At 62.2% G+C, this 19,129-nt stretch carries 19 protein-coding genes and 3 tRNA genes; 10 read left to right on the plus strand and 12 right to left on the minus strand.

All coding sequences use genetic code 11. The annotated features are described in order from the left end of the window. Nucleotides 1–37 precede the first annotated feature (37 nt). Nucleotides 38–111, minus strand: a tRNA-Lys gene (locus O8W32_04655). A gap of 148 nt (nt 112–259) precedes the next feature. On the opposite strand from O8W32_04655, the gene O8W32_04660 reads away from it, so the two are divergent. Next, complete coding sequence (locus tag O8W32_04660) at nt 260–2,482, plus strand: CDC48 family AAA ATPase (GenBank protein WII08468.1); 2,223 nt, start codon at nt 260–262, stop codon at nt 2,480–2,482. Nucleotides 2,483–2,491: 9 nt separating this feature from the next. On the opposite strand, the gene O8W32_04665 is transcribed toward O8W32_04660, so the two are convergent. The 9 genes from O8W32_04665 to O8W32_04705 form a co-directional block, all read right to left on the minus strand. After that, entirely contained in the window at nt 2,492–4,027 is a 1,536-nt protein-coding gene (locus O8W32_04665; GenBank protein WII08469.1) for a tRNA uridine(34) 5-carboxymethylaminomethyl modification radical SAM/GNAT enzyme Elp3, read from the minus strand. Between the two features lie 2 nt (nt 4,028–4,029). Beyond that, the gene (locus O8W32_04670) at nt 4,030–4,497 is read right to left on the minus strand and encodes a transcriptional regulator (GenBank protein ID WII08470.1); all 468 of its coding nucleotides are present in this window, start codon (nt 4,495–4,497) and stop codon (nt 4,030–4,032) included. A gap of 193 nt (nt 4,498–4,690) precedes the next feature. Beyond that, nucleotides 4,691–6,199: an APC family permease gene (locus tag O8W32_04675; protein WII08471.1), complete on the minus strand. Its 1,509-nt coding sequence runs from the start codon at nt 6,197–6,199 to the stop codon at nt 4,691–4,693. 243 nt (nt 6,200–6,442) lie between these two features. After that, nucleotides 6,443–6,958: a transcriptional regulator gene (locus tag O8W32_04680; protein ID WII08472.1), complete on the minus strand. Its 516-nt coding sequence runs from the start codon at nt 6,956–6,958 to the stop codon at nt 6,443–6,445. Beyond that, nucleotides 6,955–7,854 carry an NAD(P)/FAD-dependent oxidoreductase gene (locus tag O8W32_04685; protein WII08473.1) on the minus strand — a complete coding sequence of 300 codons (900 nt, stop codon included), beginning with the start codon at nt 7,852–7,854 and terminating at the stop codon, nt 6,955–6,957. The genes O8W32_04680 and O8W32_04685 overlap by 4 nt, the downstream gene beginning before the upstream one ends. Nucleotides 7,855–7,860: 6 nt before the next feature. Then, nucleotides 7,861–8,178 (minus strand): thioredoxin, encoded by a 318-nt coding sequence (gene trxA / locus O8W32_04690; protein WII08474.1) that lies wholly within the window; start codon nt 8,176–8,178, stop codon nt 7,861–7,863. A 93-nt stretch (nt 8,179–8,271) separates the two neighbouring features. After that, a complete protein-coding gene (locus tag O8W32_04695; GenBank protein WII08475.1) occupies nt 8,272–8,856 on the minus strand; it encodes an HDIG domain-containing protein in 585 nt (194 codons plus the stop codon). Then, complete coding sequence (locus O8W32_04700) at nt 8,837–9,358, minus strand: tRNA (cytidine(56)-2'-O)-methyltransferase (GenBank protein ID WII08476.1); 522 nt, start codon at nt 9,356–9,358, stop codon at nt 8,837–8,839. The genes O8W32_04695 and O8W32_04700 overlap by 20 nt, the downstream gene beginning before the upstream one ends. Before the next feature lie 5 nt (nt 9,359–9,363). After that, a complete protein-coding gene (locus tag O8W32_04705; GenBank protein WII08477.1) occupies nt 9,364–9,864 on the minus strand; it encodes an ArsR family transcriptional regulator in 501 nt (166 codons plus the stop codon). Nucleotides 9,865–10,097: 233 nt separating this feature from the next. Between O8W32_04705 and O8W32_04710 the strand changes: the two genes are divergently transcribed. The 5 genes from O8W32_04710 (at nt 10,098) to O8W32_04730 (ending at nt 12,080) form a co-directional block, all read left to right on the plus strand. Then, on the plus strand, nt 10,098–10,346 hold the full coding sequence (locus O8W32_04710) for a hypothetical protein (GenBank protein WII08478.1): 249 nt from the start codon (nt 10,098–10,100) through the stop codon (nt 10,344–10,346). Nucleotides 10,347–10,484: 138 nt separating this feature from the next. Beyond that, entirely contained in the window at nt 10,485–10,787 is a 303-nt protein-coding gene (locus O8W32_04715) for a hypothetical protein (protein ID WII08479.1), read from the plus strand. Nucleotides 10,788–10,821: 34 nt separating this feature from the next. Continuing rightward, a tRNA-Asn gene (locus O8W32_04720) sits at nt 10,822–10,897 on the plus strand. A 354-nt stretch (nt 10,898–11,251) separates the two neighbouring features. Further along, nucleotides 11,252–11,656 (plus strand): hypothetical protein, encoded by a 405-nt coding sequence (locus O8W32_04725; protein WII08480.1) that lies wholly within the window; start codon nt 11,252–11,254, stop codon nt 11,654–11,656. Nucleotides 11,657–12,003: 347 nt separating this feature from the next. Further along, nucleotides 12,004–12,080 (plus strand) — tRNA-Ile (locus O8W32_04730). A gap of 41 nt (nt 12,081–12,121) precedes the next feature. Here the strand turns inward: O8W32_04730 and O8W32_04735 are convergent. Together O8W32_04735 and O8W32_04740 are read right to left on the minus strand one after the other, a co-directional pair. Next, complete coding sequence (locus tag O8W32_04735) at nt 12,122–12,472, minus strand: hypothetical protein (GenBank protein WII08481.1); 351 nt, start codon at nt 12,470–12,472, stop codon at nt 12,122–12,124. A gap of 84 nt (nt 12,473–12,556) precedes the next feature. Beyond that, nucleotides 12,557–14,428: a GAF domain-containing protein gene (locus O8W32_04740; protein WII08482.1), complete on the minus strand. Its 1,872-nt coding sequence runs from the start codon at nt 14,426–14,428 to the stop codon at nt 12,557–12,559. Between the two features lie 410 nt (nt 14,429–14,838). Between O8W32_04740 and O8W32_04745 the strand changes: the two genes are divergently transcribed. The 4 genes from O8W32_04745 (at nt 14,839) to O8W32_04760 (ending at nt 19,120) form a co-directional block, all read left to right on the plus strand. Then, complete coding sequence (locus O8W32_04745; GenBank protein ID WII08483.1) at nt 14,839–15,480, plus strand: B12-binding domain-containing protein; 642 nt, start codon at nt 14,839–14,841, stop codon at nt 15,478–15,480. A 1-nt stretch (nt 15,481) separates the two neighbouring features. Further along, a complete protein-coding gene (locus O8W32_04750; GenBank protein WII08484.1) occupies nt 15,482–16,582 on the plus strand; it encodes a uroporphyrinogen decarboxylase family protein in 1,101 nt (366 codons plus the stop codon). Nucleotides 16,583–16,694: 112 nt separating this feature from the next. Beyond that, entirely contained in the window at nt 16,695–17,012 is a 318-nt protein-coding gene (locus tag O8W32_04755) for a hypothetical protein (protein ID WII08485.1), read from the plus strand. After that, nucleotides 17,012–19,120, plus strand: a complete 2,109-nt coding sequence (locus tag O8W32_04760; protein ID WII08486.1) for a hydantoinase/oxoprolinase family protein — start codon at nt 17,012–17,014, stop codon at nt 19,118–19,120. Before O8W32_04755 ends, O8W32_04760 begins: the two co-directional genes overlap by 1 nt. Nucleotides 19,121–19,129: the final 9 nt, after the last annotated feature.

Genomic DNA, 19,129 nt, shown 5'->3' on the forward strand with positions numbered 1-19,129 from the left:
CTTGATCCGCCGTCGATCGCTCATGAAGAACACAAAGCGGGCTTGGAGGGATTCGAACCCCCGACCACCTGATTAAAAGTCAGATGCTCTACCTAGCTGAGCTACAAGCCCAATTGTTATCCTATCGAAAGCACCCCAAAAGATAGTCATATTTAAATTATAGGGGCTGGAAACGGCAGGTCCCCTGGATTCCCCGGGAACATCTCCGATGGCTGCAGGACGTTCTGCTAAAATATCCCTTCCATGATGAAGCTACCATATGACTTCCCTGATCCTGCGCGTAGACGCGCCGAAACGCCTGAAGGAGGCCGGCTACGGAAGGGCCCGCCTCGACCCCGAGGCGTACTCATCGCTGGAACTCACCATAGGCAGCATAGTCAGGATCACCGGCAAGAACACCGCGGTCGCCAAGATATTCCGCAGCGACCCGGAGGATGCCGGTTCCGGGATCATCAGGATAGACGGCCTCACCAGGACCTCGGCCGGCGTCTCCATAGGGGAGAACGTCAAGGTCGAGAGGATAGACCCGGGCCGGGCGGTGAGGGTCGTCCTCGCCCCGAACATACCTCCCGGGACCCACATCGCCGTCGACGACAATTTCGCCGGCATCTTCAAGAGCAACCTCATCGGGAGGCCGGTCGTCAAAGGGCTGGACATCACCGTGCCGAACGTATCTCTCATGGGGAACCGCTCCGTGTTTAGAGTGGTGTCGTCGGACCCGCCCGAGGCCGTCATCTCCGACACCACCGACCTGGTGATCCTCGAAGGGCCCGAGTCCCCCGCCGGCAAGAAGCGCGGGAAGGCCAAGTTCGGAAGGGAGAGCAAGTTCACCACCTACGACGACATCGGCGGCCTCGACGACGAGCTGAGGCGCATCAGGGAGATGATCGAGCTCCCGCTGAAGCACCCCGAGCTGTTCGAGAGGATGGGGATATCCGCTCCGAAGGGCGTCCTCCTCTACGGGCCCCCGGGGACCGGGAAGACCCTCATCGCTGAGGCTCTGGCTAATGAGTCCGGGGCCAGTTTCCTGACCATCCGCGGGCCGGAGATCGTCGGGAAGTACTACGGCGAGTCGGAGGCGCACCTGAGGGAGATCTTCGATCAGGCCGAGAAGTCCGCGCCGTCGATCATCTTCATCGACGAGATCGACTCCATCGCCCCCAACAGGGAACGCGCCGACTCGGAGACCGAGCGCAGGATCGTGGCTCAGCTTCTGACCCTCATGGACGGCATGGGAGGCCGCGGGAACGTGGTGGTCATCGGGGCCACCAACCAGGAGGATTCCATCGACCCGGCGCTGAGGCGCCCGGGGAGGTTCGACAGGGAGATCGAGATCGGCATACCCAACCTCGAGGGCAGGAGGTCCATCCTCGAGGTGCACACCAGGTCCATGCCGCTCGCCGAGGACGTCGACCTCGATGCGCTGGCACATACCACTCACGGCTTCGTCGGGGCCGACCTCGCCGCCCTCTGCAGGGAAGCGGCGATGAAATGCCTAGGCCGCTACATGAAGGACGTCGACCTCGACAGGAAGGTCCCGGCCGAGGTGCTGGAGAAGATGAAGGTGGGCATGGACGATTTCTCGGCCGCCTTCAGCGAGGTCGAGCCCAGCGGCATGAGGGAGGTGTCCGTGGAGGTCCCGAAGGTCACCTGGGACGACATCGGCGGGCTGGACGACATAAGGCGCGAGATGACCGAGGTCCTCATGCCGGGGGAGGAGCGCAAGGACTTCGAGCGCCTGGGCATCTCCGCCGGGAAGGGCGTCCTCCTCTACGGGCCCCCCGGGACCGGGAAGACCCTCATCGCCAAGGCGATGGCCAACCAGGCGGACGCCAACTTCATCCTGGTGAACGGCCCGGAGCTGCTCAACAAGTTCGTCGGGCAGGGGGAAGAGAACCTCAGGAAGATCTTCAAGCGCGCCAGGCAGATGGCCCCGTCGATCATCTTCTTCGACGAGCTGGATTCCCTGGCGCCCAGGAGGGCGGGGGACGAGGCGTCGAGGGCGACCGACAGCATGGTCGCGCAGCTCCTTACCGCCCTGGACGGCGTGGAGCAGCTGAAGAACGTCCTGGTCATCGGAGCGACCAACAGGCCCGACATGATCGACCCGGCGGTCCTGAGGCCCGGGCGCCTGGACAGGATGATCCTGGTCGGGAAGCCCTCCGAGGACGCCAGACTCAGCATACTGAAGGTCCACACGCGCAGGATGCCGCTGGCAGACGACGTCGACCTGGAGGAGCTGGCCGCCCGCACCGAGGGTTACGTCGGGGCCGACCTGGCGACCGTCTGCAGGGAGGCCGGGCTGGCCGCCTACCATGAGGACCCGAAGATCGAGTACGTGCACATGAGGCACTTCGAGAAGGCGATGGGAATGGTCAGGCCGTCCGTCGACGACATGACCTACAAGGCGTACTCCGACATGGCCGCCGAGGCCCGCAGCAGCAAGAAGGGCAAATGGGACAATAACCAGCTCTACGGATGACCCAGACGGTCAGAGGTCCTTGACCATGTAAGGCGGGGCGGGAGTGTAGCCGAGCTTGGCATAATACTCCCTGGCCCCCGGCGCGGATGTGACGCACATGCGGGTGCATCCTTCCCGGGCCGCTGCCGCCTCGGCCTCGGCGAGGAGCCTCTTCCCGTAGCCCCTGTGCTGCCATCCCTCGGCCTCCTTCCCAACGGCCGTCTCCTGCCCCGCGACCCTGAGCTCGCGTATGCGGGCGGTCCCGCTGCCGTCCGTCCTCAGGCGTACGTAGCCGATTATCCTGTCTCCTGTCTCGAACGATATGAAATGCTCCGTCCCGCCGGACGCCTCGTAGGTCTGGGTCTTCAGCTCCGCGCCGTCCGGCCCTTCCGGCGGGAGCCCGCTCCTGCCCGCCTCGCGGCAGCGGATGCACCTGCAGGAGAGCCCCTCCTTCGCCATGTTCTCCTGCACCAGCTGGCGCAGGTTGCTCTGCATTATGCCGGCGGCGATCTCCGGGACCGGGATGTCCCTCTGTATGCGCTGTATCCTGACGTACTCGGGGACCTGGGACTTCATCTCTGACAGGAGGGCGACCGCCGTGGCCGTGTCCGGAGGGACGTATTCCCCTGCCTCCCACCACCTGTGCATCTCGGTACCTGGGATCACCAGGGCAGGATAGAACTTCAGGCCGTCCGGGCGGAACGCCGGGTCGGAGAACAGCCTGCGGAAGCACCTGAGGTCGTTTTCGGGCGAGGAGCCGGGAAGTCCCGGCATGATGTGGTAGCACACCAGGAGCCCGTGCCTCCGGCAGACCTCGGTGGCCCTGACCGTCTCGGCCACGCCGTGGCCCCTGCTGACCTTCTTCAGAACTTCATCGTCGAGGATCTGCACCCCGAGCTCCACCCTGGTGGCGCCGAGGCGCATCATCTCCTCTACAGCTTTGTCTGTCATGAGGTAGTCGGGGCGGGACTCCACCGTGAGCCCGACGCACCTGTGCTCCGCAGACCCGTTGATCGCCTGCGCCTCCTCCAGCGAGGCTGCGGGACGGCCGTTCATGGCGTCGAAGCACCTCTTGACGAACCATTCCCGGTACATCGGGTCGCGGGAGGTGAAGTTCCCTCCCATGATGATCAGGTCGATCTTGGATGATGGGTGACCGACCTCCTCCAGCTGGGATATCCTCGAGGCGACCTGGTCGTACGGGTCGTAATGGTTCATCGCCGCCCTCCTGGCTGCCGGCTCCTTGCCGGTGTAGGACTGGGGGGAGTTGTTCTCGACCCCGCCGGGGCAGTAGGCGCACTTGCCGTGGGGGCAGGGGTACGGGGAGGTCATGACGGCCACCGCGGAGACGCCCGACACTGTCTTCACTGGCTTCTTGACCAGCAGGGGCAGGAACCTCTCCCTCTCCTCCCCGCTCAGAAGTGCCAGCACCTCTGAGTTCGGCGGGACCTTGTCGGGCCCCAGCTCGGAGCACAGCTTCATCTTGAGGCGCTGGAGGGAATCGCGGTCGGAGACCTCCCCGGACCTGAGGGCCTCCGCGATGCGTTGGGGGACCTCGTTTCCCATCTTCAGCTCTTCTCCGCCCTTTCCTTCGCAAGCTGCCCGAACCTCTCAACGGTCTTGCGGTAGTTGTCCATGGCCATCTTCACGTTGGCCTCGCAGAACGACCACGCTTTGGACAGGTCGCCGTATCTCAGGCGGTATCCGCGCCTGACCTGGCCGTCGGCGCCCTGGACATCGGTGTACTCGACGATGTCCATCGACTTCAGCTTGTTGATGTAGCGGTAGACGGTGGGCTTGGTGGTGTCCAGGAGGGCGGCGATCTCCTCGGCCGCCCATGCCTTGGAGGGGTTCTTCATGAAGAAGTCCATGAAGATCCTGTAAGGGATGCTCTCCCTCAGGGTGAGCGCCCCGCTCCCCCTCGGGTCGTAGCCCTTAGAAAGGTAGCCGATCTGCGTTAGGAACGTCTCGGCGAGGACGTCAATATCGTCCACGCCGGTCATGGGAGTGTTGGATACCACCTGGAGCTCGAACATCTGTGCACCGCCTTCTTTCCTTTATGCTTGAAAAGTTAAGCCCGGATATAAACTTGTATCGGGCCTCTGCGGCGGGCCCCGCACAGTGCAGTAAACGGCGGGACCGAAGCGCGGGGGTATAGGCGCGGACGGTCCCGCCGGGGGGCAGAGAATGCCCCGGTTAAAGGGTTTGAGCGTAAGATGATGCGGGGGCTCAGTCCCCGTTCCCGGGATCGGTCCCGGAGGCCGCGGTGGCCGTGGGGACGCTCCCGGCCTTCTTCTCCTTGGCCTGCAGTGCGAACCAGAGCGGGATGTAGGCCAGGAGTATGATCGCCCCTACGACCACGGACGACGGCCCGAACAGGTAGTTGGACTCGTACGCCAGGCAGGGAATCAGTATGAAGAACTGGTAGATCGCCAATCCGGCGGCGACATATACCCAGCCCTTGGGCGCGTTCCATACCCTGGGCCTGTCCTTGAACTTCGGGTCGTAGTGGGTCTTGAGGAAGCAGATCATCGCCATCCCCAGCGCGAAGCAGAACCCGAACGACGAGGCCGCCAGGATCATTCCCGGGGTGCCGAGGGGGATCAGGCACATGCCGACCGCGAACTGGAAGAACATGGCGTAGATGGGGGCCCCGTTCTTGTTCGTCTTGCTGAGGAGCTTCGGCATGTTGCCGTTCTGGCTCATCGCGAAGAGCGTCCTCGATGAACCGAGGAAGGCCGTCTGGATCAGCATGACCATGCCTGCGACGAGCAGGATCAGGGCGACGAGGGCCCCCTCGTCACCGAAGTCGCTCACGCAGAGAGGGGCCAGGGTCGCATATCCTGCGACGTCGACGCCGTCGTAGCCGAGGGTGCCGAACACCGACAGCGAGACGATGAAGTACATGAACAGGCAGATGAGGCCGCAGGCGATGAGCGCCTTGGGCAGGTCGTGCCCGGGGTCCTTGTACTCCGCGCCGTAAGTGGCGCAGGACTCCCATGCGCAGGCGCTCCACTGGGCGGTCGCCAGGAACCCGAACACCAGCATGAACCCGTTGGCGTCCCACTCCCAGTCGGGGGAGGTCCAGTCCCTGCTGACGGTGTCCAGGCTGAAGGACCCGTCGATGAACGGGATGGCCACGACGATGACCAGCGGGACGATGGTTATCAGCGAGAGGATCAGCTGCGCCGTGGCGCCGCCGGAGAGCCCTCTCGATCCGATGCCGACGATGACTCCGTAGATGATGGCCCCGAGCACCAGGTTGAGGACGGTCGGGTCGATGTCCGCCATGAAGCCGATGTACTCGTCGAAGTACTCGCTCTGGAGGTACGTCCCGGTCATGATCGTGAAGATCGGGATGACCGGGGTCCACGTGAACCAATAGGACCAGGCGGTGAACGCGCCTATGAACTTACCCCAATTGACCTTCTTCCCGCGGTACTTCTCCTCATCGTCGAAAACATACTGGGCGCATGCCCCGATGCCGGACACGCCGAAATTGGCCGCCATCTCTCCGATGGCCATGTTCTGCAGGAAACCCTGCAGGACCGATATGACCCAGATGGCGATGCTCATCGCCCACAGGGTCCCCGATAGGTCGTACAGGGACGGCAGGATCAGGATGGGCACGCCCATCGCGATGATGACTCCCTGTTTCCAATCGATGGTCCTCGCGAGCTCCGACGTACCTTCAACTGAAGTTCCATAGCTTTCGCTGGGACTGCTTGCTTCTGCCATTGCCACTCCTCCGCACCCTGACGCCGGACGCAGGATTGCCGTCCTGCTAAATCGTGTCCGGCCCGGGGCAAGACTGAAAAGAATATCCGATTGGAGACTATTTAAAAAACGTTACGAATTTTCGGATGACCAGAGAACCATATTAAAAGGTTCCTATGGGTAATGCTTTAAATTCAAACCAAAGCATTATATATAATACATATAAGGCAAGGTTGGATGCATGCTCCGACCCACAGCCCCGAATCAGTAGCGTTCCTTCAGCACATCGATGATCTTCATCACGCTGTCGAACGGCATGACGGGGTATACCGGCACCGTCGAGATCTTCTCGATGGTGGACGCCACGATGGGCGCGCAGATGATGCCGACCGCGCCGTCCCTGCCTGCACGCACTGCGGCGATGACAGCATCCTCCACGGTGGAGACCGTGTACTCGCGGATGGCGATGGTGCCCCCGGCGCCCGTGTCGAAGCTCTTGGGGAGGCCCTCCATGAACGATGAGGCGGCGATGACGGCAGTGAACTTCTGCTTGTCCTTGCCGTAGATCTGCTTCAGGGCGTTTACAATCTGCCTCACGGTGCGCAGGTTGGGCTCCCTCCTCTCCTCGAGGATCTTGTACATGGTGCTCTGGGACAGCCCCGACACCGAGCAGAACTCGCTGAGGGACATATGGAGCTCGTCGTCGAGGATGTTCTGGAAGGCCTTCTGGAAACCTCCCTCCTCCCTGAGCATCCCCGATATGAGGTCTTCCACGGTCATTTCTTCGCCCTCGCGGCATAGGCGGCCGCGGACATCCCCGCGATGACGCCCTCGCCGACGGCCTTGCCGATCTGCCAAGGCCTGCCGGTGATGTCCCCGCAGGCGAACAGCCCCGGGACGCCGGGCACCGAGCAGTCCTTCTCCACCTTCAGGGTGTCGTCGATCTCCGGCATCGCCCCGAGGTCCATGGAGAGGTCGGCGGAGGACCTCCCGCCGAGCTCGATGAACACGCCGTCGACGGGGAGCTCCGTGCCGTCCTCCAGGACCACGGACTTCACGAGCCCGTCGCCGTGGATCTCCTTCACCGACGACTCTATCCTCACGGCCCCCGCGGCCTCGGCCTTCTTCTCGAGTGCCGGGTCCGCATCGTGCGACTTCGCGATCCAGAAGGTCTCCGACGCGTACCTGGTCATGATCTCGGCGCCGATGGCGGCCTCCGATTCGGACCCGACCACGGCGACCCTCCTGCCCTTGTAGAAATTGCAGTCGCAGGACACGCAGTAGCTGACGCCCTTCCCGTTCGAGAACTCGGCCTCTCCCGGGACGTTCAGCTTGTTGCGGGAGACCCCGGTGGCGAGGACGACCGCCCTCGCGGAGATCTCCGTCCCCGACTCGGCGACTATCCTGAACATCCCGTCCGCCCCGCGCGAAGCGGAGACGACGTTCATGTCCAGGACCTCGCACCCGAACGAGTGCGCCTGGCGGACGCCGTTCATGAGCAGGTCTATGCCCTTGGCCTTCCCGGCGGTCCCGAAGTAGTTCTCCACGGATATGCCGTAGGCAGCGCTCCCGGAGATCCTTCCGATGAGGACCGTGCTCACCTTCCTGCGGGCCGAGTGGATGGCGGCCTGGAGGCCTGCCGGCCCGGACCCGATGATCAGAACGTCGGCGTCCATCTGAGCTCACTGCTTCTTCAGCCCGTCGATGTAGGAGACGATGTCCTCTTTCGGCCTGAGGCCGATGAGGGACTCCTGCTGGACCCCGTCGACGAAGAACAGAAGGGTGGGGATGGCGGAGATGCCGAAGGTGCGGGCGACCGCCTGGTTCTCGTCAGTGTTGAGCTTCCCGACCTTGACATCGGGGAGCTCCTCGGAGAGCTGGTCGATTATGGGGCCCATCCTCCTGCAGGGGCCGCACCAGGGGGCCCAGCAGTCGACAAGGACGACGCCGTCCTGCTTCACGAACGTGCTGAAGGTCTGCTCGTTCAATTCCGTTACCATTAGGTTCACCTGCGATGGAATCCCCGATGCAGTTTATAACACATTTGTGCGGGACCCGATCCCGAAGTGGCCGGAACACAGTCCGGCCGGGGTTCAGGGTTTCACGCCTTTTATCTTGGGGTACTCCCCGAGCTCCCCGACCAGGACGTCGAGGTCGCGGCCGTAGTAGGCCGAAAGCTCCCTGTGGAGGTCCTCGATCCTCCTCGCCCCTCTCTCGGCGCCCTTGCGCCTGAGCTTCTCGACGGAGTACGTGTGCTCCACGACCCTGTTGTCGCTCACCATGTTGTCCGCGTGGGCGACGATCTTCTCCTCGATGGTGCTCGGCATGTAGTCGCCCGGAGGCAGCTGCATCTCCTCGACATCCTGCTGGTCCAGGCCGGCGCCGGTATGCTTCCGGACGATGTCGACGAGCTCCTGCGGGAGGCCGAGGTCGCGGACGATGACGGAGCCGATGTACGCATGCATGATCGAGTGGTCCCTGGACCTCCCGATATCGTGCAGCAGGGCGCCTGCGGTGACCAGGTCCGGGTCGGCGGACGGTATGCCCTTGGCGATCGCGTCGGCGACCGCGCGGACGGTGGCGCAGTGCACGACGACGCGCTTGGAGCACCCTGCGTCCCAGAGGTACTGGATGCACTGCTTCCCGCTCGGATACTTCTCATCGCCTGTTCTCGACAACGGTCTTCCCCCTTTCATTGGGAACGACGGCGATCTCGCCGCCCTCCCTGTACTCGTACAGGTGCTTCCCGCCCGTATACACGTACAGGAAGATCGCCATGGCGGAGATCTCCGAATGCGGCTGGTTCCCTACGGAGACGTTGAAGTCCGCCCTCTCATATATGCACATCGGGACCTTGGTCGCCCCGACGATGACGAGGATATCCTCGTCCGTGGGTATCCTGGGTATGGCGATGTCCGCCCTCTGCCCGTACATGGTGAGGTGGACGATCTTGCCCTTGAAGGAGCCGATGACGTCGTCCCAGGCGACCCCGGTCTTGATCGTGAAATCGCCGCCGAACCTCTGGACGGTGCTGCGGATGTTCTCCTCCAGCACCGGGTCCGCGGTATCGACGTAGATGCCCTTGGCGCCGAGGGCCCTCGCCGTCAGCGCCACATGCGTGGTAACGCGCTTGTCGCGCTCGGGACGGTGCCCTATGCGCAGGACCCAGATGTCTCCCATATGAGTCAGTCTTCTTTGATCGGCTCTATCTTGTGGCCGCGGTAGTCCATCTTGACGGACCTGCGGACGAGGGATTTGAGCATGGTGGAGGAAAGACCCAGTTCCTCGGCGACATCGCCGGAGAACTTACCTTCAGTCCCGATCTTCTCGAGTATCTGGGCCTCGATCTTCTGGTACTCATCCTCGGGCATCATGGCGGCGGCCAGGACATCGCTGATCTCGTAGACCGGCCACTGGGCGTTGATGCTGAAGGAAGTGTAGTAGGTATGGTAGGATTTCTCCGGATAGTTACCGTTGGTGGAAAGCCAGCGGGTCTCGACCAGTTTCATCTTCTCGAAGAAGATGGTGGCCTCCCTGCCTTCGGGACCGAACTTCTTCTCGATCTCGTCGGCGGTCTTCCATTCCAAGGTCACCTCTTTCAGCACCTCGCGTTTGATCGGGGTGTCAACGGCCCTGAGCATTGGCACGAGTTCAGAGGGCTCGTTGATGACCTTTATTCTATTCATGGTCGAATTAGGGGTTTTGGAACTATATAATGATTAACGGAACGCCAAACACCATCTGGACAACTTATTTGTCAAAATAATTTCGTTCAGTTATGATGCGAACATGAATAATTTACGATGACTGTCATAGGACAACATGTCAAGAATCGGTCGCCGTTTGTCCATGCCAGCAGATTTCAGCCAGGCGGTTGCCGCCTGCAAAAGCGCAGAAGAGCGCATCTGAGGCCCGGAGCATGTACCCAGACATGGACGGGAACGCCGCCGGGGCCGGGGCTAATTATTTATGCGGAATTCCCCATCGTCGCTTAATGAGATTCGACAGAAAATCTCCGCCTGTACTTTGCTTCCAATGCCTTAACTGCAATAAGGTGTTCAAGGGCGAGGGCGCAGAACAGAAAGCTCTGGACTGCTGCGGATCCTTCATCCAGGGATTCTACGTAAACTACAAAAGGTGGGGCTTCCAGAAGTGGTACGGCCGCTGATGCGGCTCACGGCCCCGCAACGCTCGGCCTATCGGCCGGGCACGCTTTTCCCACAATTTTCGCACTCTGGCTCTTATGAACCGTACTCCGTGCTAGCAAGGGACACACTTTTTATAAGCGCCATCCGTTCGCAGGAGCATGGACGAGCTTTTCACCGGGACCTTCGAGGAGCTTGACCGCACAGAACGCCACATAATGGTCCTTAAGGCTACGAAGGACAACCAGCCCGTGGGCATCATCCGCCTGTCCGAGATTACCGGGCTGCCGAAGCATCTGGTGCGCTACAGCCTCCGCCGCCTGGAGCAGGACGGCCTCATAATCCCGACGAAGGACGGAGCGACCGTTTCCCCCAAGTACAGCGAGTTCATGGACAGCGTATCGTCCAGACTGGACGAGATAGAGTCCCGTGTGGAGGGCCTCCGCCGGGACATAAAGGCATAATTCTTTATACAAGTCCGCCATGCGAGAAGTTGAAGCCTCTGTAGCTCAGTCGGTAGAGCGTGTGACTGTTAATCACAAGGTCCTCGGTTCGATCCCGTGCGGGGGCGCCATCTTCTATCATCCTGTCTGCGGTTCTGCAGCATTTTTTCGATCGTTCTGCTTCCGCCGCTGCTTCCGTTCCCGTTCTCCCGTTTCCGCGGAGCCTGAACGAGGAGACCAGGGAAAGCACCGGCAGCTCGATCAGGGGACCGACGGCGAGCGCCACCAAGACCAGGGGAGAATCGGCGAACACCGCCGACGCGATCGCAAGTGCCAGAGGGGAGTTGCGGGCCATAGTGGTGAACGTCAGGGCGGTGGCGTCCTCCCTGGGCATGCGCAGGCGACCCGCGATATAGTTGGCCAGGGCGTAATCCGAGGCGAAGAAGACCGCCAGCGGAGCTATCAGCGATACCACCAGGCCCAGGTTGTCCGTCACGGTGCTGTGGGCGGACGCGAACATCGCGAAGACCGCGAGGCACAGGAACAGCAGCTGGATCCCGTCGCATCTGTCCCTCACGAAGCCAGAGAACCTCCCGGCGGCGGCGCTGCGGCGGGACAGCAGGCGCACAGCGACGGCCGCGGCCAGCGGGATGGCCACGACATACGATGCCTGGAACAGCATCCGGGCGGCATCGAAATCCGCCCCCGACCCGCAGAAGATCATGATGTACACGGGCATCAGCAGGACCTGCAGGACCAGGTTCATCGGCAGGATGCTGCCGGCGAGGGCCACGTTGCCCCCGGAGACCCTGGTGAACACCAGGTACCAGTCGGTGCAGGGCGTGACCAGGAGCAGGAGCAGACCCGTCCTCATGTCCGCATCGGAGTAGAACGCCAGACCCAGCAGCCATGCGAGGACCGGGGTCCAGACGAAGTTTATCAGCAGGGCCGTGCCGGCGAAGCGGACGTCGGAGAACGACCTCTTCACATCGCGCATGTCCACGGCGGCGAACACCGCGAACAGCATCATCATGAGGAACGCCTCCACGGCGGCCTCCCATCCGCCGATCCCGAAGACCGTGCCGGCGGCCAGACCCAGCAATGCTGATGCCAGCATCGCCGCCGTATGCGCCCACGGTGTGCTGTCCATGCGTCACGCAATGCTTCGTCCGTTGAAATATTGTAGTGCGCACGGTCTGAAAACATATTTTAATAAACAGCAGATATGGCGCACTGAGGGCTCATAGCTTAGCTAGGTAGAGCGTCCGACTCATAATCGGATGGCCGCCGGTTCAAATCCGGCTGGGCCCACCACTTATCGGCGTTTGTCAAAATTCTCTGCCTTGGGCATCCCCTCATTTCCCGCCTTCCTTCCCGAACTCGAGGGAGTTCTCCTTCGCCAAGTCCTGTGCCAGATGCTTGGAGAGCATGCCGATCTCCTCCCAGGCAGCGTCGAATATGGCGTTGGGCACCAGGCAGGGGATGGACAGGGGCTGCCTGATCTCCGGGTCGACGACGCGGCTGCCCTTCCATTCGACCACGTCGGAGACGTGTATCGTATCGCCGAGAAGGGCGGCGTAGCTCATGACGTTCTTGCAATCGGAGGCGATCTTGATCTTTATCGTGTCTCCGTCATCCTGGAGCTCGGCCGTCACCCGGGTCGTCTTGGAGCATGTCCTCATGCGGACCGTCACCGTGGATGCCATGGTCCTGCAATCGGAGAGGGACAGTAAAAACTGACCGCCCGACATGTGCGTCATGCATACGGATACAGGATGCTCCGGAGCGCCTCAGGCGTCCCGCCCGGTGCTCTTGGAATAGCTCTCGCCGGGCACGGTCACCCTGACCTCGAGCGTGCCGCCCGCGGTGCTGGAGCTGTACCTGAACCCCGAGGTCTCGGCGATGTCCCTCGCGATCGCCTCGTACGGGCCGTCGGAAGTGCCGCCGGTATTCGAACGCGCGTTCTCGGAAGCACCGGGATAATCGCTCCGGTAGGCGATGACGAGATGCCCGGCCCCGTCCTCCGAGGCCGAGACGGATGCCGAGTCGGACCCGCGGAGCATCGATGCTTCATAGAGGCTCTCGAACATGCTCGGGAACACCGGGTCCGCCAGGACGCTGAACCCGTCCGCGGAGAACGCGACGGAGAACCCATCGGGCCTCCCGGAGGCGCAGGCGCTCAGCGGCATCCATACCGGGAGCCTCTGCCCTATGGCGGACTCCGCTCTGAAGTACCGGATGAGGTCCCCGATCGCGCGGCGGGACCTTTCCAGCGACGTACGCTCCTCCCCGTCCCCCGTCGTTTTCAGGACCTGCCCTATGTTATCGTCCACCTTCGACAGGATGTGGCCCGAGTAGGCAGAGAAGTAGCGGACGGAGTTCCGCACCTGCCTCAGCCTCCCTGCCGATCTGATGAGCACCGACACATCGGACATCGACACCAGCCAGAACACCCCCTCGCTCTCGTTGTTCAGATAGGCCACGGTCACGAAGATATCGGCGCAGCGGCCGCCGCGGGCGTATCTGAAATACCCGGACTTGGTCGGGGAGCCCGGGCCGGTCTTCGGGAGCAGGGAGCGTATCAGCGCCGCACCGTCCCCTTCCAATGATTCTAGGGACATGTTAAGGAGCCCCCCGTTCTCCGGGCCGAGATAGGTGTCCGCGGCATAATTCGATTGGATGAACGTCCCCGCGGAGTTCAGGGTGGCGATCCCCAGCGGGAGGACGTCGATGAGGTCGATCATCCTGTTCTCCGTTATACGCGAGGCATCTTCCCTTATGTTCTGCTCGTAGAACGAGAACAGGTTGCCAATGAAGAGCCTGAACTGCTCCTCGTCCTCGTCGGTGTTGTCGGTCTCCTTGTTCGCGACCCCTGCGGTCCCGACGGGTATGCCGTTGATGATCACCGGGATCATCATCAGCCTCTTGATCTTGATATGGCCGGGAGGCGTCCCCTTCTTCTTATGCACCGTCTCGGCGTCGTAATCGTTGACGATCACCGGCTTCATGATGCGTATGGGCTCCCCCCATATCCCCGTCTTATCGAGGTCGTATATGCGCGGGGGGTTCTTCAGCCGGCTGTCGATCATCGCGGAAATCGACCACGCGATCATCTTGAGCTTCTTGGACGAGCAGTTGAAGGTCGCGATGTACCCCACCTTGCTCCGGCTGAGCTTCAGGGCCTCCTCGAGGGCGCGCCCCATGATGTCCTCCAGCGGGCTCCCCCTCATGCTCATCATCCCGACGGTGGCCTCCGACCTCTCCATTGAGTGCTCCCTCTGCTCGGCCGAGCGGTGCCTCTCGGCGGCCAACTTTATGCGGGACACGAGCTCGATGAAGAAGTTCGGGGTGTCCTCAGGGAGGTAGTAGTCCATGCGCGAGTCCATGGCGCGGATGGCAAGGTCCGCGTCCTTGGTCTCGGACAGCAGTATGAACGGAAGACTGCCGCCGGGTCCCCTGAGCATGCTGTCGAAGAAGGAGAAGGCGTCGGACCCCTGCGTATGCTCGCAGACGACGACATCGATGCCTCCCTCCGCGATCCTCGCAGCAGCATCCTGGGCCCCGCGGGCGAAGGTCAGGCCGATGTCCTTGCTTATATTCGGGACATACCTGCCGATGCGGGCGCCGACCTCGGACTCGGCATCTATCAGCACCGAATACATTCTCCGATACCATCGGATAAACGGTTATTAATAATTGGCCGAGAACAGCATCCAGGCATGCACCGGCACGTGAAACGGGCCTGCGCCCCTTTCCCGGGTAACAACCCCGAATCGGTTCGATGCGGAAGAGTGGTTGATTCCGACGTATTTTCGGGTTTATTGGATATATTCATAATTAATTTGAAATACTGATGGTTGAAAAATAGACTTTCGGCACTGAGTATATTTACAATTTTTCTATTGAATTCGGGTCAAATTTCAGGTAACAATTATTGGTCTTTAAATACTATATAACTTGTTTTCTAGTTGGTACAATTTAAACAGTAAGTATTCCGCCGTTAGGAACTTTATTTAAATACTCTCCAACCAGATTTTTATTCCAACCGTTGATGAAACGGGAGGAGTGAAGAATGGCAACAAAGGAAGAGATAATGGACAGACTGAGCAACTCAGTCATCCAGTACAAGAGGGCGGACGCGATCGCGGCCGCCAACGAGTGCGTTGCAGAGAAGATCGACCCCGTGGACGCCATCAACGACGGCCTCGTCAAGGGGATGAACGTCATCGGCGACCTCTACGCACAGCACAAGATCTACCTGCCGCAGGTCCTGACGGCCGCCTCCGCCATGTACGGGGCGCTGGACATCCTGCTGCCGCTGATCCCCAAGGCATCCCTCGAGAACGCGAAGAAGTGCGTGACCGCCGTCATGGAGGGGGATGTGCACGACATCGGGAAGAACATCGTGAAGACGATGCTCACCGCCGGAGGCTTCGTGGTCACCGACCTCGGCAAGGACGTGCCTCCCGCGACCATCGCCGGCACCGTCGAGTCCGACGGCATCGACATCGCGTGCCTGAGCACGCTGATGACCCCCACCATGGACAACATGAAGAAGACCCTCGATCTTCTGAACGAGAACGGTGTGCGCGGGAACTGCATCGTCACCATCGGCGGGCCCCCGACTTCGCCCGACTTCGCCAAGCAGATCGGAGCGGACCATAGGGACAACAATGCGCAGGATTGCGTCAAGTACCTCAAGGAGCGTGTCTGAGATGTCCTCCGTCAAGGAGATGAAGCCCAAGGAGAGGGCGCTCGCGGCCCTCTCGGGAGAGAAGACCGATTGCCTCCCCACCTACCCGATCGCGTGCGGGGTCTGCAGGAGGTTCATCGGCGACGGGCATATGAAGTACAGCGAGTGGTGCAACGACCCGGAGAAGTTCGCCGAGGCGTTCCTCCAGGGACAGAAGCACTTCAACATGGACTTCGCTATCGGGCTGATGGACCTGTCCGTCATGGCCGGCGACCTGGGCGCCCATGTCAGGATGGACGAGCAGAACACCCCGTTCGTCGACGGCCACATCATCCATTCCATGGAGGACTACGAGAAGCTCGAGGTCCCGGACATCACCAAGGGCAGGACCGGGGTCCTCATCAAGGGGACCGAGCTGATAGCCAAGAAGCTCAAGGACCAGGTGGTCACATCCGCCTTCGTCGAGGGGCCTCTCCTGGCACTGTCCCAGACCGCGGGCGCCGAGCAGCTCTTCATGGACATGTTCAGCGACCCGAAGCCCATCCACAAGGCGCTCGAGGTCACCACGGAGTACGACAAGCAGATTGTCGAGGCGCTCGGGAAGACCGGCATCGAAGCGCTCTGCTGGGACTACCTCTGGGGCAACTACGCCTGTCTGGGAGACCAGGAGTACGGGGAGTTCGAGGGCGACAAGTACGCTCCCTTCCTCAACGAGCAGACGAAGAAGAACGGCATGGCCGTCGCCATCCACAACTGCGCCGACCTGCCCCACCTCGATACCCAGATCAAGAAGTTCAAGCCCTCGCTCTACTCGATGGCCTACTACCCGCTGATCGCCGGATCGCCGACGGCCGCGGAGACCATAGAGAAGGGGTACAGCGACCACTGCCTCGTCGCCGGCAACCTCGACCCGCAGATCTTCATGAGGGACACCCCCGCCCAGTGCGAGGAGGCCACGAAGAACCTGTGCCAGGAGGTCAAGACCGCCCTCTGCAAGAGGGGGCTAAACTCCGGATACTGCATAGCCAGCGGATGCGAGGTGCCTCCGTCGGTGAACTGCAGGCTCGAGGACATCAAGGCCGTCGTCGACGCCGACAGGAAGTACGGCAGGATGGAATACTGAGCTGGGTGCCGCTCCGAAACCCGTAAACCTATTACGGCGGCGTTGCCGCGCCGCCGGACTCTCCGGAACCGAAACTGCAGAAACAAACCACAGGAAACAAGGATGCGATGATATGGCGAATGCATATTTCGAGGCTATGAGCGCCAAGGGGTTCTCCTTCAACACAACTGCCTCAGTGAGGAAGTTCCAGTGCCCCAGATGCGGATTCAGTTTCTCGCTCGTCTATGCCCGCGCCATCGCGTGCCAGGGATGCTCCGAGGCCGTGAAGGGCTGCCCGAAGGTCAGGTGCGGGAAGTGCGACTACGAGTTCCTCCTCAGGGAAACCCCCGATGTGCAGGGGAAGAATCAGGAGCGCACCCTCGCCGATCACATATGCGACATAGTAAGCAAGCGCGACAGCGGCCTCGGCATCGAGGTCTTCAACAGGTGATGGCCATGGCCTTGGGCCTTGGCATCGACACGGGCGGCACCAACACCGATGCCGCCGTCGTCGACCTCGATACCATGCGCATCTGGGACAGGTCCGTCTCCCCCACCACGAGGGACGACCTCACCGTCGGGATATCCCGGGCCCTCGACGGGCTCGACCGGGACCTCCTGGACAGGATATCCCTCGTCTCCCTGTCATCCACCCTCGCCACCAACACCATCGTCGAGGGCAAGGGCGGGCGCGCAGGGCTGATATGCATCGGGCGCGGCTACAGCGACCGCTCCTTCGGCGGGCCCTGCTGCGTCATAAAGGGGTCGCACGACCTCGACGGCAACGAGACCGAGCCTTTCGACGAGGCCGCCTGCAGGGAGTTCCTGCAAAGCCTGGCCGGGAGCGTGGACGCCGTCGCGGTGTCCGGGTACCTGAGCGTCAGGAACCCGGCCCACGAGGACCGGGCGGCCTACCTCGCCCGCGAGATCCTGGGCGTGCCCGTGGTCTGCGGGCATGAGCTGTCCTCCGGGCTGGGGTTCAACGAGAGGACCACGACGGCCCTGATGAACGCCCGCCTGATACCTATCATCGCCGAGCTGATCCGCGCAATGCAGGAGTCCCTCCGCGGGCGCGGCATAAACGCCCCGCTGATGATCGTGAAGGGGGACGGATCGGTCATGAGCTCTGCGGCCGCCGCCCTGCATCCGGTCGAGACCGTCCTCTCGGGGCCGGCCTCCAGCCTGGTGGGGGCGTACGCCATCACCGGGGAGAAGGACATGCTGATGGTCGATGTCGGCGGCACCACCACCGATATCGGCCTGCTGAAGGACGGTTTCCCCCGCCTCGAGAAGGAAGGGGCGTCCATCGGGGGCAGGCGCACCCGCGTCCTCGCCGCCGCCATGTCCACCTTCGGCATAGGCGGGGACAGCAGGATCCTGGTCAACGGGACCCGCCCGATGATGACCTCCCTGAAGGTCATCCCGGTCTGCGCCGCGGCGGAGAGATGGCCGCACGTGAAGGAGGTCCTCGGGCAGCTAAAGGACAGGAGGCCGTCCGCCGCCTTCGAATCGGTGGAGCCTGACCTCATCAGGCAGGAGACCGAGCTGTTCGCCGCCGCCAGGCCCCCTGCCTCGGAGGAGCTCACGGACTACGAACGGAAGCTCCTGGGACGTTTGAGGGAATCCCCGATGACCGCCGCCGAGGCGGAGGAGTTCACGGGGACCATGGGAATAGCGTACTCGCTCAGCAAGATGGAGAAGCTCGGCCTCGTCACCAGGATCGGCGTGACGCCGACGGACCTGCTGCACGCCGAAGGCTCCTTCACAGAGTTCGACAGGACGGCCTCGGAGGCCGCGGTATCCTACCTCGCCAGGAAGTCCCGCATGACCCAGGCCGACTTCGTCGCCAAGATGAAGGAGGCTGTGGTGCAGAAGATCGCATCCTGCATCATGGAGCACCTGCTGACCGAGGAAGGGGTCACGGACCCGGCAAAGCGCGCCGGGGAGCTCATCGCCAAGACGGCCTCCCGGGACCCGGACCCAGACTACACGATGTCCCTGCATATCGCCCGCACGATCGTGGGGATCGGGGCGCCGGTGTCCGCGTGGCTCCCGCCCGTGGCCAAGCTGTTCGGGGCCAAACTGGTGATCTCCAGGAACGCCGACATCGGGAACGCCGTGGGGGCCGTCGCCGGGATGGTGACGGTCACCGAGGACGTGCTCATCAGGCCGGCGGCGGGGAGCGTATCGGCCAACCCGGCCTGCATCGTGTTCACGAAGAAGGGCAAGCGCGAGTTCCCTGACTTCGACACCGCCGTCGGATATGCCAAGACCGTGGGGGCCGAGGAGGTGCGCCGCCGCGCGGCCGAATCGGGCGCCGGTAACGTCCTCCTGGAGTATCAGATCAGGAAGAAGACCTACCGCAACGAGTTCGAGGGAGGCGCCTACTCGCTGCTGGAGGCGAACGTCCTGGTCAGGGCCAGCGGGAAGCCGAGCCTCAGCAGGGACGGAGACCCGTCCCCCGGCGCCGCGCGAGGCGGCGGACTCCCTGCCCGACGGCCTGTCATCGGCTGCTGGGCTGATCATTTATGTCCATCAGTAGTATCTTTTAAATATTGATGGATACGA

It is taken from the genome of Methanomassiliicoccales archaeon LGM-DZ1 (assembly GCA_030168595.1).
In the GTDB taxonomy this organism is placed as follows: Archaea; Thermoplasmatota; Thermoplasmata; order Methanomassiliicoccales; family Methanomethylophilaceae; genus Methanomethylophilus.